Here is a 17,680-nt window from a genome sequence, read left to right as displayed (position 1 = left end):
TTATAGCTTTTTAAGTAGTTCTTGAACACCATCATAATCTAAAAGTTGGTATTTTTTATCATTTGTTGTGACTAAATAATTAGTATCATAATTTTTGAAAATTTCATCTAAAGATAATCCATCATCAATCTTATTACCTAATATGAGCTTAACCAAAGTATCGATAACGTGAACAGAACTAGCCAATTCATGTCTAATAATATCTTCAGTCATCCCTTCATGTATCTTAGTTACGACCCAATGATCATTTCTTCTAACTATCTCTAAATTAAAGATATTTATCTCTTTATATAGATCCAATTCATGCTTTATTATAGTTAGAATTTCATCCTTATTCTCCACACTCAAAAAGTTATTAAAATCGCTTATTTCGTATGTTTGAGAATTTTTAACTGTTCGATAGATAATTGATGGTGCTAAATAGTTATTACCATCAGTAACCACCATTACTTTGATAGTCGTATCACCGGTAATATTAACATTCTTGATCTCACGAGCATTGATTGGAAAGACATCTTCGTTCTCAGTGTCTCCAGCATCAAGATTCCAAACTTTAGAAAAGTCGATCACCTTAAAAATTTTATCATCTGGTATCAATTTGAGATCACGCATCTCGCGATGTGGATCGTCGATTTCAAGTACCTTGTAACGAACTGATAATGGAGCCGTCCAAGGCTCACGTCCAATGACAACTGCCTCTAAGCCATTTTGCTCAATTGATTTAACAAGTTGCAGCAAAACGAACTGACGCACCATAATATCTGTCTTAGAAGTAATTATTGGCGACCGTACAATGATCTTATTACGCTCATTGAAGTCGATATCATTAGAAATACCACTTGTAACAAAATAGTTATGATTCATAAATCCTGGACCGGATGCACCGACAGCACGCTTACTCTTAACAACCGTCCGAGTAACAATATCATCGCGATTCTTTAGAAGCTTGCTGTTACCAACGCCCTTGATCCCATAATCAACTAAACGCTCAATATTATTTTCATCAACCTCATCGTCACGAATAACGGCACTGTTATCGATAACATTTTGGAGAGCAACTAAATACGGAACATTTATACTGGTTATCTCAGATAAAACTGGAATCTCAAATTTTCTTCTCAAGGCTTCCAGTAAAACATCTAACATCCAATTGGTTGGATGGATGATTTTTTCGAATAGTTCGTCATCATCTAACTTGTGCAACTCATTATATCGTTCCAAGTTGTCATTTATTTTATCGTTCAAGGCACCACGATTAAGTACTTCTTCAATACTAAAGCCATTGACGACAATACTAGAATTAGACGTCTTACTTGGTCCTAAATAACGTTGCTTAGGATCAGTCCACAATGGAAAACGTGAAGTTATATGGTCAACAAACGGCTCTGTGGCACCATTGAAGTTACTACCAGAATCTAGTTGCACTTTGTCAAGATGATAACCTAGACTGAGTTCCACTACTACTGTGGCTAAAGGGTAACTCGTAGCGTACTCAAGAAACTTTGTCTCCTCACTTAACCGCGGAATAAATTCGGTAATGTAGCACTCGTTAGTTTTATGATTGTAAGCAAAATGGACTGTACAGGCGCCAACAACGTTAAAAACCTGAGCTAACTGGATCGAATAGTTACGCAGCTTCTGTAACTTAGAGTCATTGAGTGAAACTGCTGGAGAAATCAAGTTAGAATCCAAATGGTGAATACCAATAGGCTCAATATCTTCAATAGTACCCACTAAAGCAGCATTTTCATAACGATCACGCATGACTGTGAATGAATACTCACTAAAGCCACGGATACTGCGCTCAATTTCGATTTTAGTATCTTCTAAGTCTTCAAGTGACATAAAATTATCGAGTTCAAACAAATTATTGATATTTGTCCAACCACTAAAATGACGATTAGAATATTTTCTTCTCGCAATGATCGGAAAACCGATTTTCCTAATAAAACTGTAAATCTCAGTCTCATCATCAGAAGAAACAAAATTGATAACTGGTAAGTTATTTTGACTCAATTTTTTTATGAATAATTCACGTTTAAATGTTGCCAAAGAGGCTAGATAATTAGTCCCTAGAATTCTTATATTACTTATCTTGCCATTTAAACTAGCTATGATGCCCAGTGCATTCTTATCACCGATGGTTGGCAAAATAGCATCCGGATGATAATCATTTAGATACTTTAAAATATTATCTCCAGTAACCCTTTCAACAATAATTCGGTCTAAAAATTCTCCAGACGATAATAGTGACGTTGGGTCCTCAACGATAATGGAAGTTTTAAAGCCTAATTTATGAAGGATCTCAACTGTATCATATAGGGCAGTCGAAAGATCAACATTCTTGTCACTGGCCGTTGGACCAATGATCAAAATATTATGCACATCGCTTATTGCCACTGATCTCCACCTCCATATTGATTCTTAGTTGAACCAATCAAATCAATAAATTCATCAAAAACATAATAACCGTCCGTGGGCCCTGGTGCGGCCTCTGGTTCAAATAAGACACACATGATCGGTAAATATTCATGACGCATACCTTCGATACTACCGTCCGCAACACAAATATTAGTCACGATAAAATCTGACGCACTAATATACTTAGGGTCGATCGTATATGAATGGTTATGGTTAACAAAGTCGATCTTGCCACTGGCAACTTCTTTAACAGCTAAAGATGACTCATGATGTGGCTGATCTAATAACTCGATCTTGCAATCATTAGCTAAAGCTATCAATAGATTGCCCAACCCTATTCCTAAAATGGGGTATTTTTTTTGAAGTACTTTAATATTTTCAATTGTTTGCGGTAAATCTGTAGGATCACCAGGTCCATTAGAGTAGATGATCCCATCTGGATGCAAACTTTCAATTTCTTCAGGAGAAGCGTTGTAATTAACGATAACCGAATTACAATCTCGATATGACAACTGGCGTAAGATAGAATATTTCAATCCTAAATCTACTACAACCATCTTCATACCCATATTAGGGTTTGGATACGACTGCTTAGTTGAGACACGTTTAACAAGATCAGGTGGCAAAACTAAGGCTTTGATCTGATCAATGGCGTGTTCATCATGTGTATCCATAATGCTGGCCTTCATCTCACCATATTCAGCAATATGTCTGGATAATGCTCTCACATCAACATTTTTAATGCCTGGTATTCCTAAAGTTTCGATCCACTCACCAAAGGGAATCGATCCATCGACAGTTGCCAAACTTGACGAACCGATCACGACACCTTTACATTGTGAGTTAATTGATTCATAGAAATCTCGGTTGATTCCTGACAGTCCAATTGCAGGCACAGTAAAAGCTATTATCTGACCTTCAGAATCCGGATCAGTTACGGATTGCTCAATACCAGTTCTATTATTTGAAACAACTAACTGACCAGTAGTAATAATGGATGAACCAAAACCGACCCCTGGAAAGACTGTCCCATCTTCTAAAATTAAATATCGTTTCATATTTAAAGGAACTCCTCCAAACTATTCGATTTCAATCTTATCCTCGCCGTCAACTTCTTTCATTGAAACGCGAATCTTCTCTTTTTGTGACGTAGGGATGTTCTTACCAACAAAATCAGCTCTAATTGGTAATTCACGGTGTCCACGATCGACTAACACTGCCAAAGAGATCTTCTTAGGACGACCAAACTTCATCAGAGCATCCATCGCTGCACGAATAGTTCTACCAGTATACAAAACATCATCTGTTAAAATAATATGTTTTTTATCAATGTCAATATTTAGTGGTGGTACATTAATATTCTCGATTTCATCATGTGTCATGTCATCACGGTATGGTGTAATATCTAATTCCGCTACGGGAATACTAATGTTTTCTAGTTGTTTTAATCTAGATTCAATGCGATGAGCCACAAAAACACCACGTGTTTTGATACCAACTAAAACCAAGTCATCAATTCCTTTGTTTCTTTCAATTATTTCATAAGTAATTCTAGTCAATGCGCGAGTCATTGTTTGTCCATCAATTATTTCTTTAGCCATAAAGTCTCTCCTTATAAAAAAGATCACCCACATTTGTGAGTGATCTTTATATTTTTCTCACATAACCTTGTTTTCAGATTATAGCACTAAGCTATGACTGTCAACTGCGCAGTTTATTCAAAGTTTCTTGAAAAATTGCTGGTGGGTCGATTGAGAATTCTAACCATTTATGAGTTCTGGGATGTTCAAATCCCAATTTTTGTGCATGTAAGAATTGTCCATTACCCTTTAGGGTATTTTTGGGACCGTAAAGTGGATCACCGGCAACTGGATGACCAATGTATTTCATATGCACTCTAATTTGATGAGTTCTTCCAGTTTCCAACTTCAAACGCAACAATGAGTATCCATCAAATTGTTCCAAAACAGTGAAATGTGTCACTGCTGAACGTCCATCATCGACCACAGCCTGTTTCTTGCGATCTTTTTTTGAACGTCCTAACGGAGCATTGATCTTACCATTTGTTTCCTTGAAATTACCATGAACAATTGCTAAATACTCACGCAAGTTGGTTTTTTCTTTTAATTGTTTCATTAAAGACTGCTTTGCTAAGTCGTTTTTAGCAACCATTAGAAGTCCTGAGGTATCTTTATCGATTCGATGAACAATACCAGGTCTTAAAATGTCATCATCATTGATCTTGCTGTGATATAAAATAGCGTTGACCAAAGTATGATCTGGATGACCAGCAGCGGGATGTACGACCATTCCCTGTGGCTTGTTGACTACGAGTACATCAGAGTCCTCATAAATCACATCCAAAGGAATATCTTGAGCAACAGCTTCGATCGGCTTTTCGTCAGGAATAGTAATATCTATTACATCCCCTTTAGTCACCTTAGATCCTGCTTTTTCAGCAATATTCTTATTAATTAAAATATTACCGTCTTTGATATACTTTTGAACTTGAGATCTCGTCTGATCTGCCAAATTTTCACTGACAAAATTATCCAGTCGAGATTTTTTTTCATCATTAAATGTTAATTGAACTTTATTGCTTATATTGATCACCTGCTGACGTAAATATTAGAGAAATAATAATTAGAATGACCCCTATTGTGATATATGTATCCGCCAAATTAAAAATTGGAAAATTAACAAAATCAAAACTAAACATATCGATCACATAATGTTGTGTGAATCGATCAATTGCATTTCCGATCGTTCCTGACAGAAGAAATATCAATGAAAAACGGTAAATGTAGTTTTTCTTAGGAGCCTTAATAAATAAGTAACTCAAGATTACTATAGCAATAATTGTCACAATATAGAAGAAAATCATTTTTCCTTCCAACATGCTCCAAGCTGCACCTGTATTAGTAATGTGAGTTAACGATAAGATGCCTGGTATGACTTCTTGAAAGTGCAACGTAGCAATATTATTCACTACATAAAGTTTCAAAGTCTGGTCTCCTACCACAAGTAAAATTAATAGAATTGCATATACTACTGGCATTAAAATAGTCCACTAATTGTCCCATCGTTGTCGATATTCATATTCAAAGCTGCGGGTTTCTTAGGTAATCCTGGCATCGTTAGTACATTACCGGTTAAAACAACGACAAAACCTGCGCCAAGTTTTGGAACAATTTCCTTTACATGTAGAGTGAAATCTCTTGGACTACCTAATCTCTTAGGATCATCACTTAGAGAATATTGAGTTTTTGCGATACAGACAGGTAGATCATCCCATACATTATCTTTTAAGATCTTTAATTGATTCTCTGCCTTCCTACTATATTCAACATTGTTGGCTCCATATATTTCAGAAGCAATCGTATCGATTTTTTCAACTGTCGTCTGTGCATCGTCATAAAGTCTTGTATAATTTGACTCTTTATCTGTTGCACGTACGACCATACGTGCCAATTCTTTACCACCCTTACTTCCATGATGATGAATATCGGCAACTTCAACATCAACACCTAGACCTTCGCAAAGAGTTCTAAGCAATTTGATTTCATTATCAGTATCTGTATCAAATTTATTAATAGCTACAACAACAGGTATGTGATAATAACGCATATTTTGAACGTGACGTTTCAAATTCTTAAATCCGATCGTCAATGCATTTAAATCTTCAGCTTTTAGTTCAGCAAGTTTTTGTCCACCATTATATTTAAGAGCACGTATAGTCGCAACAATAACAATTGCATCAGGAGTATGGCCTAATTTAGGTGTTACGATATCAAGAAACTTTTCGCCACCAAGATCGGCACCGAATCCAGCTTCAGTAACAGCATAATCACCAAGCTTCATAGCTAATTTTGTCGCTAAAATACTATTACATCCATGGGCAATATTAGCAAATGGACCACCATGAACAATAGCTGGTGTATTCTCAAGTGTTTGCACTAAATTAGGTTTTAAGGCGTCCTTTAGAAGCATAGTGAGTGCACCTTCAACGTTTAGGTCACGTACGAATACAGGCTTTTTGTCATATGTATAAGCAATCAAAATATTTGCGATACGTTCTTTCAAATCATCAAGATCTTGTGATAAACATAAAACAGCCATCAATTCACTAGCAACAGTGATTTCAAAATGTTCTTCACGAGGAATCGAGCTGGTTGGTCCACCAAGACCTACAACTGTATTTCTTAATGAACGATCATTGATATCAAGAGCACGTTTCCAAATAATTCTTCGTGGATCAATATTCAATTCATTGCCTTGATGTAAGTAGTTGTCGATCAAAGCGGCCAAAGTATTGGTTGCACTAGTTAAAGCGTGCATGTCACCAGTAAAATGTAGATTAATATCTTCCATTGGAACTACTTGGGCGTATCCACCACCAGTGGCTCCACCTTTCATCCCCATTACTGGACCTAATGAAGGTTCACGTAAAGCCAAAACAGTTTTTTCGCCTATGGCTTGCATGGCATCTGCTAATCCAATGGCAACAGTAGATTTACCTTCACCAGCTGGAGTAGGATTAATAGAAGTAACTAAAATCAGTTTTCCATTTTCCTGCTTCATAGCTTTTCTGATCCCATTACTAGAGATCTTAGCCTTAAAATGTCCATATGGTTCAATATCGGCTGTATCTAACCCCAATAAACCTGAGATTTCTTCAATATTCTTCATATTATCGTGCTCATTAATTTGAGCTATTTCAATATCACTTGGAAATGACATTTATCTCACCCGCTTCTCTTTTAATTGATGATAAAATTTTCTTTGTTGAAACAACCTTCATTGGAAAATAATCGTGATTCTCAAAACTTATCGTAACTAGGTAGTCGTTAATATACTTTAAACTGACATCTTTACGATCAAAGGATCTCGCCTTGTAGTAGTTGGGTTCTTTAACGACGATTTGATCTTTTGATATCTTTATCCAAGAATTGGATAAAATATAAAGTATATAAACTATACCAACGAACCAAATTATAAAGGGCACTATGCTGAACTCAAATATTTCTAATTGCATAATGATCCCAAAAAAGATAATACTTAATGCTAAAGACCATATAATAATTCCCCATGATCCTGTGGGTTGTACATAATACTTCTTCATAATCTCTCCTGAAAGGCTTTTGATAATATGATTAGATTGTACACCGACGCTGGTTTAAATACTAATTTAAATCTTGCCGCCATTGCATACGTAATAAGAAAAGATGACGAAACGACAACCCATGCTGAACAGACACCAGCGGCCGATAATCACTACCTAGAATTCTTAGCTTTGAGTAAGGCTTTGGACAAAATAATCAGCTTAAACATGAATGATATTCTGTTCATCCACTCTGATAGCAAGATTTTAACTGATAGTATTGCCAAAAAATACTCTAAACACTATCAAGATATTCTTGATCCGATCCTGAAACAATTGGACAATTTTCCCAGTTATTTCGTCAAACACATTGCCGATAAAGACAATCGATTTGCCCATTCTTTAGTCCATCAAGAACTGCTTAAAATCAGACCATAATAACTGATTGCTTTCGTTATAAAATCCCCAAATTATATGGTATGATAAAAGCGTTTTCAATTAATAGCCGAGGGGGCACTTTGTATGTACTACGTTGTAATGAAAGATCGCGACATTCGTGATAACTTAGCAACTGAACAATATTTGATGAACAATGTTGAATTTAACGAACCACTCGTTATGTTTTACATTGAGGGACCATGTATCATCGTTGGTAGAAACCAGAATACAATGGAAGAAATCAATCCTGACTACATTAAAGATCACAATATAACTGTTACTCGCCGTTTATCTGGTGGTGGTGCTGTATATCAAGATCTTGGAAACCTTTGCTTCAGTTTCATGGTAGACTCAGATGATAGCAATTTTGGTGATTTTAAGTCATTTACACAACCGATCATCGATGCACTACATCAAATGGGTGCTACAACTGCAGAAGTTTCAGGTAGAAATGATCTACTAGTTGATGGTAAGAAATTCTCTGGAAACGCAATGTACTCAAGAAATGGTAAGACATTCTCTCATGGTACTCTATCACTAGACGTTGACTTAGATGTTTTGACAAGCGCCTTACACGTTCAAAAAGATAAGATTGCCTCGAAAGGTATCAAGTCGATCAGAAGCCGTGTAACAAATCTTCGTCCATACTTAGATAAAGAATATCAAGATCTAAGTACTGAACAATTTAGAGACAAATTATTATTGGAATTATTCCATGCTAACAAGCTTGAAGATATCAAAGCTCATGAATACATCATTACAGACGATGACCAAAAAGAAATTGATAAGCTCAAAGAAAAGTATTACTACAACTGGGATTGGGTTTACGGTAAGTCACCTGCCTTCACATCAAAGAAGAGAAAGCACTTTGATATGGGTACTGTTGATATTCGTTACAATGTTGCCGATGGTAAGATTGCAGACGTACAAATTTATGGTGACTACTTTGGTATGAAAGACGTTACCGACATCAAGAAAAAACTTTTGAATACAAAATTCGATCGCGACGATATCATATCTGTCTTAGACAAATTTAACTTAGACGATTATTTCAAAGGTATCGCTAAGGATGAATTAGTTACTCTATTTACTCCATAGAATTAAATTAAAAAAGTGTACCTTCGGGTACACTTTTTTTGTTGGAAAATAAAGAGACAGTTTGTCATTTGTATTTTTTGTCAGTTTGACATATCATGCATCTTCAGTTATATGCCTTTTATGCTATGATTATTTCTGATAAGGAGCTCAAATATGATCAATCAACAAATACTACACCAGAATATAAACCTAATCGACATTCACTCTAAGGAAAATTTAAATGATGAAGATAGATCTAAATTAATAAAGGATTTTCAAGTTACAAATGAAATATTGGATTACGCCGATGATATCGATGAACGTGCCCGTTTAGAATATGATGAACCTAATAATGTCTTTCTAGTGGTCTTTAATGCTCAAAATGAACAAAACACAGTTGAAGAGGCTTCAAAAGTAACTATGCCGATCTCTTTTGCGGTTAAGGATAACAATGTTTTTTTGTTTACCAACAGTCAGACTCATTATGTTAAAGACTATATCTTACAGGCTGATAAGGATTTAAATAATATATCTAAAGATCGTATCTGGTCTTTGATCTTCTATGTTTTCGATCAAATATCAAACGATTATAATGACAAAATAAACGAAATAAATCATAGACGTAATCAAATACAAGACCATATCAAGCGCCGTAAATCCAGTAATAAGCAAATTTTTGAACTGTCTGATCTACAGGATCTGATAACTTATATCAGTACATCTATCAATGGTAACTTTAATGTAGTTAAGCAAATTGAAATAATTTCCAGTGGCAAAATCCGTAGTGTCAGCTTATCCAAAAATTCCCATGAGCATTTACATGATTCCATTGTTGAAATTGAACAGATCCGTGAACAGGCCAGTTTAGCATCTGACACTATCGATCGAGTTGCTAATACTTACAATAATATTCTCAATAACCAAACAAATACGACCATGAAAATACTGACAATATATACTATTGTCCTAAGTATTCCCACGATCGTATCTGGCTTTTATGGAATGAATATGCCCTTGCCGGTTTCTGATAAGAAATGGTCTTGGTTATTCTCCATTATTTTAACTATTTTTATGATTGGTCTAATTCTCTGGGATCTGCATCGCCGTGATAATTCTTAGTGACGACGGGTTGCCCAGTATTGATAGTAATCAGTTCTAATTGAACCATTATATAATTTACGTTTTTTTGTAGCTTTTTGACCATAATATTTTTCAAATTCAAGGTCACTAGTTAGAATATATTTACTCCAAGTGGGGATGGTGTCAAACACTGTTCCCATTTCTTTGTATAATTCTCTAACTTTAGAAAGTTCACTCATACGTTGACCATATGGAGGGTTGGCAATAACCACACCGTCGTCCCCTTCGATCTTTAAATCTTTCAAAGCAATCTGCTTGAAATCAATGTCGTGCAATACGCCAGCCTCATGAGCATTCAACTTGGCAATGTCGATCATTGATCCATCGATATCACTAGCAAAAATATTTAATTCTGGACTAGTTTCGCCAGCTTTAGCTTCTTCTTTAAGATTTTCAATTAATTTAGAATCAAACCAGTCAAAGTCTTCAAATGCAAAATGTCTTTGAATACCAGGTGCAATGTTTTTAGCCAAACGTGCAGCTTCAATAGCGATAGTACCAGAACCAGTTGTTGGATCAACAAAAGGCATATTGGGATGCCAAACAGTCAAAAGGATCATTGCTGCAGCAAAGTTCTCCTTCAGAGGAGCAGCACCGTGTTCTTGACGATAACCACGTTTGTAAAGTGAAGCACCAGTAGTATCAAGAGTAACTTCAACTTCATCCTTGTGAATTCTAGTTTCAATTTGGAATGTTGCACCAGATTCTGGTAAACGTCCACGTCTCATATAGACATCAGCCATCTTATTAACGATGGCTTTTTTTGTGATTGCTTGAATATCACGTTCAGAATGTAAAGCTGACTTAACGGTTCTAGCTTTAATTGGAAAGGCAGCATTTAATGGCAACCAATTATCCCAATCAATGGCATGGACCTTTTCGAACAGTTCATCAAAAGTTGTTGCTTTAAAAGTACCGATCAGAATTTTGATACGGTCAGCACTTCTAAGCCACAAGTTAGTCTTTGCAATGTCCTCTTGCTCACCATCAAAGTAAACTTTCCCGTTCTCAGTTTGTGTCTCATATCCGAGATCTTTGAGTTCCCTTGCTGTAATAGCTTCAAAACCACTAGACATGGTTGCAATTAATTTCATGTTATTCCTCTTAAACTTTATTTTTTATACAAAAAAAGGACGAACAAAGTCGTCCTCTGCCTTGGGCAAATTTCTATAAGCCACGTTCTGTTCATGTACCGACTAGGCGGTCCGATACAGTTAGTAATCATCTATCTACAATTATGCCTTCACAGTAGATTCATTTCTCGTTATGAAGCGCCCCTACCAAAGTTTGGGTTGCCCGCTCGTGGGGTTTACCTCGTTCCACTGCTGAGATTTCTCTCAGCACTACGTCTCTGTGGCACTTTCAAGCTATTAACACATAGTCAAAAACCTTAGTGCTTTCGCTGCCGTTACCAAAAGGTACCTTGGCTTATTAGGCCAAGCACGAACACTACCAGCATCTCAGCCCGTGCGGGCGTGGACTTTCCTCAGCCTAGATAACTAGGCCGCGATTACTCAAAATTTACCAATGGGACTATTATAACTAAAATTGGTTATAATTTCCACTATTATTCATATTTTTATTAAAACCATTCATATTTTGACCTTGATTAGGGTTTGGACGATTTGTTTGGAAATGATCTGGTGAACCATTAAATCCATTATTCATTGGATTTTGATTGTTCATTTGACCTTGGTTATTCATATTATTGTTCATAGGATTAGGATTGATCTTGTTATGACCATTTTCCAAATTATCATGATTCATATTATTAGGAACAACTGCGGATGCAAATTGTTTTACAGAGTTATTGTTTTCTGATTCATTAGGAACACCATTAGCAAAGTCATGTCCAAAGACACGTCTCTCCAAATTAGAAACTCTTCTTAAAATATCATAATTTGTTGACGGGTTTTCAGCTTTAGCAGTTGCTGTTGGACGAGGTTGTTGCATTGATGGACGCATATTATTATTTTTCACGCCGGCTCTAGGTTGTTGTTCTGGTTGTTTACCACTACCTAGTTGTTGTCTCAAAGCATCGTTTTCTTCTCTTAAACTGCCAAGTTCATTTGAGAATGTTTCGTAATCTTTAATAATTCCATCCAAGAATTGATCAACTTCAACTGGATCATAACCACGCATTTTATTCTTAAATTCTTTTTGTAAAATATCATTTGGCTGATAATTCAAAACAAATTTATTATCGTCGTTACCTTCTGGAGATTGATTTTGTTGATTATAACCATTCATCTGATTCATATTGTTCATTAAAAACACCCCATTGCATTATTTTAATAGCAAAAAAATAAATTGAACTAGTTGTCATACATAATATTAGCAAAGTCCTGCATAGTGTCAAAGTCTACAAGCTCTATTTGGTAATCATTTCCACGATCCACATAACTTTGCATCGCCTCGTAATCATACTTGGGCTTACCGCCGCTATCTGGATCATAGAAAATAATTGAACCATCACTGTGTTTTAACATAAAGTCTTGCCATACTCTTAATTGTTTACCTGAATGATACCGCATATTTGTTAAATTATTGACGTAGTCCGCATTTCTTAAAAAAATATTTAGTAATCGTTTGTTATTATCATTCCACTTGTCCCCAAATTCCGCAAATGGCAACATAACACCATGCTTTATATTATAACCTTTATCCTTTAATGAAGTTACCGCTTTGCCAATTATTTGTTCCGTACCTAATTGAGCACCAGTTAGGACCCACTCGGTTCCATCTTCAATATAGTTGATCAAACGTTCCTCAAAAAATTTTTGGATAACTTTGGCTTTGGGGTCATCATCTTTAAACATTCCGATCTCATAGGAACGGTAACCGGTGACCCATAAATTTTTGAGCATTAAGCACCCTCCCTTAATTAATATTTTCATTGCCATGGTATAATTCACAGGTGGGAGTTGATATTTTGAATCTAAACTATCCTGATGGTAGAAAATTTAATCAACCATCAAAGAAACCTGTTTCATCCGCCTCAACTAAGAAGAAAATCCTCTTTGGTGATCGTGGAATGACTCTTGAAGAAGAGATCAACGAAAGTAACAAGTACTATCGTAGTCATGACATTGCTGTTATATATAAAAAGCCTACACCTATTCAAATAGTAAAGGTAGACTATCCGAAAAGAAGTCGAGCAGTTATCAAAGAAGCTTATTTTTCACAGGCTTCTACTACTGATTATAACGGAGTCTACAATGGATATTACGTTGATTTTGAGGCCAAGGAAACTAAACATAAAAATACCTTTCCACTAAAGAACTTTCATCAGCATCAGATCGATCACTTGAAAGCTTGTCAAAAACAAGGCGGCATTTGCTTTGTAATTATAAAATACGTCTTATTAAAAAGATATTTTATCATGCCGGCTCAAAATCTGATAACATATTGGAATAATCAAAAACATGACGGAGCTAAGTCGATCCAGCTTCAACAAATCGTTGACTGTTCCGTTGAAATTGATTCATCGTATAATCCTACCCTACCTTATATCAAGGCTGTACAACAATTAATTGATAATGAGAAGGAGAAATAATGAGTAATACACCTAAAGATCGAAGAAATCCCAAAACTCCTTCAACCTTTCGTAATGTAATGAAATGGCTTGGAGCTATATTAGGGATTTTAGTTGGTATATTTTTAATTATATTTGTCTATTATGCATTACGCGCCCCTACGGTCAGTCAAGAAAACCTCCAAAGTGGCGGCTCTTCCACTATTGTCGATACCACCGGCAAAACAATTGCCTCCCTTGGTGATAATAAAAGAAATTATGTAACGATCGACAAGGTCCCGCAGCAAATGCAAGATGCTGTTGTTTCTATTGAAGATAAGAACTTCTACAACGAACCACTGGGAATTGACCCCGTACGTATCATCAAATCCGCTTATACCAATGTAACTAGAGGGACTTTGCAAGGTGGTAGTACTTTGACCCAGCAATTGATCAAATTAACGGTCTTTTCAACTGATTCAAAGGATCAAACCTTTAAGCGTAAGATGCAGGAAGCTTGGTTAGCTATGAAAGTTAGCCAACAATTCTCTAAACAACAGATATTGGAATTTTATATCAATAAAGTTTACTTAAATAACGGTATCTATGGTGCCGAGACTGGTGCCAAATACTATTATGGCAAAACATTAAAACACTTGAGTTTACCTCAAATGGCTTTGATCGCTGGATTGCCAAATGCTCCAAGTAATTATGATCCATACACGCATCCAGAGGCTGCTAAAGAGCGTCGTGACACAGTCATTAGTGCAATGTACAATAACAACAAAATAACAAAATCTGAAGCAACTGAAGCTATCAATACACCGATAACTGATGGACTACAACCATATAAGAAAGTTTCAAATAGTAGTAACACTCGTCGAGTAATTGCTGATCCTTACATTAAAGAAGCAATTACTGAAGTTAAGAAAAAGGGCTTTGATCCATATCGTGATAATCTAAAGATAACCGTTAATATGGATTATGATGCTCAAAAGAAACTTTATAATATCGTTAATTCTTCAAATTATGTTCAATTCCAAGATTCTAAGATGCAAGTTGGTGCATCGATCGTCGACCCTAATAATGGTAAAGTCATTGCCATGATCGGTGGTAGAAATCTTGAAAATATTCAATTTGGATTGAACCGTGCTGTTCAAACGACACGTAGTAATGGTTCAACTATGAAACCGATTCTTGACTATGGGCCTGCTTTTGAATATCTGAACTGGTCAACTTATCATCAATTGGAAGATAGCGAATATACTTATCCTGGTACCGATATCGTCTTGAAGGACTGGGATGAACAATATGAAGGTCAAATGAGTCTTCGTCAGGCACTGGTAAATTCAAGAAACGTACCTGCTATTAGAACTCTTTCGGCTGTCGGATTCTCAAAGGCTAAGAAATTTGCTTCTAACTTGGGTATCAAGATTGGTTCTGATCAAGGTCTATCAGCTGGTATCGGTAGTGATGTTTCCAGCTTACAAAATGCTGCAGCTTATGCGACATTTTCTAACGGTGGGACTTACTACAAGCCAACCTATGTATCTAAGATCGAAACGGCTGATGGTATCACCCACTCTTACCACTCTAAAGGTAAACGAGCTATGAAAGATTCAACTGCTTATATGATCACCGATGTATTAAAGGGTGTACCGAAGACATATGCAACTTATGCAAATATTTCTGGATTACATCAGGCTGGTAAAACCGGTACAACTAATTATGGTGATGAAGCTATCGCAAGTAACTCGGCACTTAGTGGTAAAGCTAAAGATGCTTGGTACGCCGGATATACTAAGAACTATTCCATGAGTATCTGGACCGGATATGATTCACCTAATTCTGAAGGTATAACTGAAAGTTATCAAAATGTAGCTGGAAAAATTTACAAAGCTGAAATGTCTTACTTGAAGAATAAGAAATCTAACTCTGACTGGAAGAAGCCAAGCAGTGTTGTTTCCTTAAGAATTAAAACTGGCGGATCTGAGACACCTATTGTTGCCTCTCCTAGTTCTAGTTCTTATACTAAAGAATTATTCGTCAAAGGATATGCGCCAAACAACCCTTATAAGGGACAAAGTTATTCGTCTTCATCAAACAGTACATCTGAATCGAGTGATAACGATGTAACAACAAATAGACGTACAACTGATAACGAAACATCGGATTCAAATAATTCAACAGATAATACCGAAAATGGTAATACTAATACCGGTGATGGAACAACAAGTTCAGAGAATAATTCCAATAATAACAACAGTGGTTCAACCAATAATGGTGGAAATAACAACGGTAATACTAATACTGGCAATACCAATACAGGAGATAACGGTGGTTCAACCAACAATGGTGGCGGAACAACTGGTGGAACTGATACTGGTAATACCGGCAATACCGGTGGTAATAGTTCTACTCAAGGTGGATCTACCGGCTCTACAACTCAGAGTTCTACAAACACTGGAAACTAAAAAATCTGCATCTACTTAAGTAGATGCAGATTTTTTTATTTAACAATACCTAGATAAATCCTTGATTGTGCCGTTGCAATAATGGCAGATTTCAAAGAAGAAAACTATTGCTGCGGTCATAGTATAAGAGTACAGTAAGCGACCACTTACTTGCTTTTATAAAAAATATAATTAATATACTAGCCTTCGGTTACGAGAAATGTAGACAGCAACATAGCATAGAATCATTTGTTATCTAATAAATAATTTTGTTCATTCAAACGATCACACTCTTGAATCAAAGGATTGACCTCTTGTTCTGGAGCCAGCTTCATTGAATATTTACGTCCATATTCGATCATTGTGTGATGAGCACGATGAAGTTCCTCAGGTTCCATAACACTGACAATCTTTTTTTCAACTTGGATCGGTGTAGCTTTTTGATCAATAAAATGCATTCTTTTAGAGATAGCAGAAACATGTGTATCAACCGCAAATGTCGGTTGATCAAAAACATCACTCAAAACTACATTAGCAGTCTTACGTCCAGCACCTGGTAAAGCCATGATACCAGTTCTTGTAGTTGGAACTACATCATCAAGTTCCTCATGGACAATTTTGGCAGTTTTAATGATATTTTTAGCCTTATTGTGGAATAGTCCTACACTTTTGATAATTGCCTCTACGTCTTCTAAATTAGCATTCATCAAGTCTTTAGGTTCAGGGTAACGTCCAAACAAAATTGGAGTCACTTTATTTACAGATACATCAGTGGCCTGTGCGCTTAAAATAACTGAAACTAAATATTGAAAAGGGGTTCTAGAATCCAGTGATGGAGCAACCGGACCTATTTCTTTTTCCATTTCCTTGATAGCCCATACTATTTGATCATCTTTTAACATTAATAACCCAACTTCTTTCGTCTATCTTGTAGTTGTTCAGCTGTTTTGATGTTGCTCTTTTCCCAGCTGATCAGAATTCGATCCATGTATTTCAATGAGTAGGCCTGATTTAAAACAGCTTCTTTCAAAGCCAAATCGATCAATTCGATGCTGTAATGATCATTGTCGATCCATTGATGAACTTGTTCTTGTTCGATCGGTGAAATTGGACGTCCAAATTCAACCTCAAGCTTCTTGAACAATTCTTCAGTATCAGTCATTAATCTCTTTTGTTTCTGACTTTGATTTTCTTGTTCTAATAAATTATTTAAACGTTGATAAATCGGCGTTAATGAATAAATATCACGTTGTTGATGATTTTCAATAACTGTCTTCAATTCAATGATCCCAAGTTTGATCAGACCCTGAATAATTGTATAAATACTAGCCTCGTCCATCCCCGTATCTCTTGAAATATCCTTGGCCATTGGAAATTGTACGCCCTTTTGAGCATACATTGATAAGACTAAATAAATAACTAGATCCTTTTCAGTCATGCCAAGTTTACTATAATTTTTTAAAATTAAATTGTTTAAATTGGTAGCACCACTATTGATAACTTGATGCAAAAAGTCTTCATTCATATTTTTGACCC

Annotated in this window: 16 protein-coding genes, 1 other RNA gene and 1 pseudogene; 5 read left to right on the top strand and 13 right to left on the bottom strand. The window is 35.9% G+C overall.

All coding sequences use genetic code 11. The features are described 5' to 3' along the window. The 7 genes from EKM60_RS07455 to EKM60_RS07425 form a co-directional block, all read right to left on the bottom strand. Positions 1–2,400, bottom strand: coding sequence for an ATP-binding protein (locus EKM60_RS07455; RefSeq protein WP_125714029.1), 2,400 nt, complete (start codon positions 2,398–2,400; stop codon positions 1–3). Beyond that, positions 2,391–3,479 carry a carbamoyl phosphate synthase small subunit gene (locus tag EKM60_RS07450; protein ID WP_125714027.1) on the bottom strand — a complete coding sequence of 363 codons (1,089 nt, stop codon included), beginning with the start codon at positions 3,477–3,479 and terminating at the stop codon, positions 2,391–2,393. Before EKM60_RS07450 ends, EKM60_RS07455 begins: the two co-directional genes overlap by 10 nt. Before the next feature lie 21 nt (positions 3,480–3,500). Next, the gene (pyrR, locus tag EKM60_RS07445) at positions 3,501–4,022 is read right to left on the bottom strand and encodes a bifunctional pyr operon transcriptional regulator/uracil phosphoribosyltransferase PyrR (RefSeq protein WP_125714025.1); all 522 of its coding nucleotides are present in this window, start codon (positions 4,020–4,022) and stop codon (positions 3,501–3,503) included. Positions 4,023–4,122: 100 nt separating this feature from the next. Further along, complete coding sequence (locus EKM60_RS07440; protein WP_125714099.1) at positions 4,123–5,025, bottom strand: RluA family pseudouridine synthase; 903 nt, start codon at positions 5,023–5,025, stop codon at positions 4,123–4,125. Next, a complete protein-coding gene (gene lspA, locus EKM60_RS07435; protein WP_125714023.1) occupies positions 5,015–5,479 on the bottom strand; it encodes a signal peptidase II in 465 nt (154 codons plus the stop codon). The genes EKM60_RS07440 and lspA overlap by 11 nt, the downstream gene beginning before the upstream one ends. Next, positions 5,479–7,161, bottom strand: coding sequence for a formate--tetrahydrofolate ligase (locus EKM60_RS07430; RefSeq protein ID WP_125714021.1), 1,683 nt, complete (start codon positions 7,159–7,161; stop codon positions 5,479–5,481). Before EKM60_RS07430 ends, lspA begins: the two co-directional genes overlap by 1 nt. Continuing rightward, positions 7,145–7,543: an EbsA family protein gene (locus EKM60_RS07425; RefSeq protein WP_225427025.1), complete on the bottom strand. Its 399-nt coding sequence runs from the start codon at positions 7,541–7,543 to the stop codon at positions 7,145–7,147. Before EKM60_RS07425 ends, EKM60_RS07430 begins: the two co-directional genes overlap by 17 nt. 27 nt (positions 7,544–7,570) lie before the next feature. Between EKM60_RS07425 and EKM60_RS07420 the strand changes: the two genes are divergently transcribed. The 3 genes from EKM60_RS07420 (at position 7,571) to EKM60_RS07410 (ending at position 10,156) form a co-directional block, all read left to right on the top strand. Then, positions 7,571–7,960 carry a reverse transcriptase-like protein gene (locus EKM60_RS07420; RefSeq protein ID WP_125714018.1) on the top strand — a complete coding sequence of 130 codons (390 nt, stop codon included), beginning with the start codon at positions 7,571–7,573 and terminating at the stop codon, positions 7,958–7,960. Between the two features lie 84 nt (positions 7,961–8,044). Further along, the gene (locus EKM60_RS07415; protein ID WP_125714016.1) at positions 8,045–9,058 is read left to right on the top strand and encodes a lipoate--protein ligase; all 1,014 of its coding nucleotides are present in this window, start codon (positions 8,045–8,047) and stop codon (positions 9,056–9,058) included. A 153-nt stretch (positions 9,059–9,211) separates the two neighbouring features. After that, positions 9,212–10,156, top strand: a complete 945-nt coding sequence (locus EKM60_RS07410; RefSeq protein ID WP_125714014.1) for a magnesium transporter CorA family protein — start codon at positions 9,212–9,214, stop codon at positions 10,154–10,156. On the opposite strand, the gene EKM60_RS07405 is transcribed toward EKM60_RS07410, so the two are convergent. From EKM60_RS07405 to EKM60_RS07390, 4 genes and pseudogenes are all read right to left on the bottom strand, one after another. Continuing rightward, complete coding sequence (locus EKM60_RS07405) at positions 10,153–11,271, bottom strand: THUMP domain-containing class I SAM-dependent RNA methyltransferase (RefSeq protein ID WP_125714011.1); 1,119 nt, start codon at positions 11,269–11,271, stop codon at positions 10,153–10,155. The genes EKM60_RS07410 and EKM60_RS07405 overlap by 4 nt on opposite strands. Positions 11,272–11,342: 71 nt before the next feature. Next, positions 11,343–11,699, bottom strand: an RNA gene (rnpB, locus tag EKM60_RS07400) — RNase P RNA component class B. A gap of 281 nt (positions 11,700–11,980) precedes the next feature. Further along, a pseudogene (gene gpsB / locus EKM60_RS11220) lies at positions 11,981–12,427 on the bottom strand (cell division regulator GpsB); the annotation flags it as partial. A 65-nt stretch (positions 12,428–12,492) separates the two neighbouring features. Then, on the bottom strand, positions 12,493–13,044 hold the full coding sequence (locus EKM60_RS07390) for an SLOG family protein (RefSeq protein WP_125714009.1): 552 nt from the start codon (positions 13,042–13,044) through the stop codon (positions 12,493–12,495). A 65-nt stretch (positions 13,045–13,109) separates the two neighbouring features. Between EKM60_RS07390 and recU the strand changes: the two genes are divergently transcribed. After that, positions 13,110–13,733: a Holliday junction resolvase RecU gene (gene recU, locus EKM60_RS07385; RefSeq protein WP_125714007.1), complete on the top strand. Its 624-nt coding sequence runs from the start codon at positions 13,110–13,112 to the stop codon at positions 13,731–13,733. Further along, complete coding sequence (locus EKM60_RS07380) at positions 13,733–16,165, top strand: transglycosylase domain-containing protein (RefSeq protein ID WP_125714005.1); 2,433 nt, start codon at positions 13,733–13,735, stop codon at positions 16,163–16,165. Before recU ends, EKM60_RS07380 begins: the two co-directional genes overlap by 1 nt. A gap of 224 nt (positions 16,166–16,389) precedes the next feature. Here EKM60_RS07380 and EKM60_RS07375 read toward each other — a convergent pair whose 3' ends face one another. Next, a complete protein-coding gene (locus EKM60_RS07375) occupies positions 16,390–17,046 on the bottom strand; it encodes an endonuclease III domain-containing protein (RefSeq protein WP_125714003.1) in 657 nt (218 codons plus the stop codon). Then, positions 17,046–17,669, bottom strand: coding sequence for a DnaD domain protein (locus tag EKM60_RS07370; protein WP_125714001.1), 624 nt, complete (start codon positions 17,667–17,669; stop codon positions 17,046–17,048). The genes EKM60_RS07375 and EKM60_RS07370 overlap by 1 nt, the downstream gene beginning before the upstream one ends. Positions 17,670–17,680 lie beyond the last annotated feature (11 nt).

This window comes from Companilactobacillus kedongensis, assembly GCF_003946625.1.
GTDB classification, from domain to species: Bacteria; Bacillota; Bacilli; order Lactobacillales; family Lactobacillaceae; genus Companilactobacillus; species Companilactobacillus kedongensis.
This window is presented reverse-complemented; position numbering and strand designations above follow the sequence as displayed.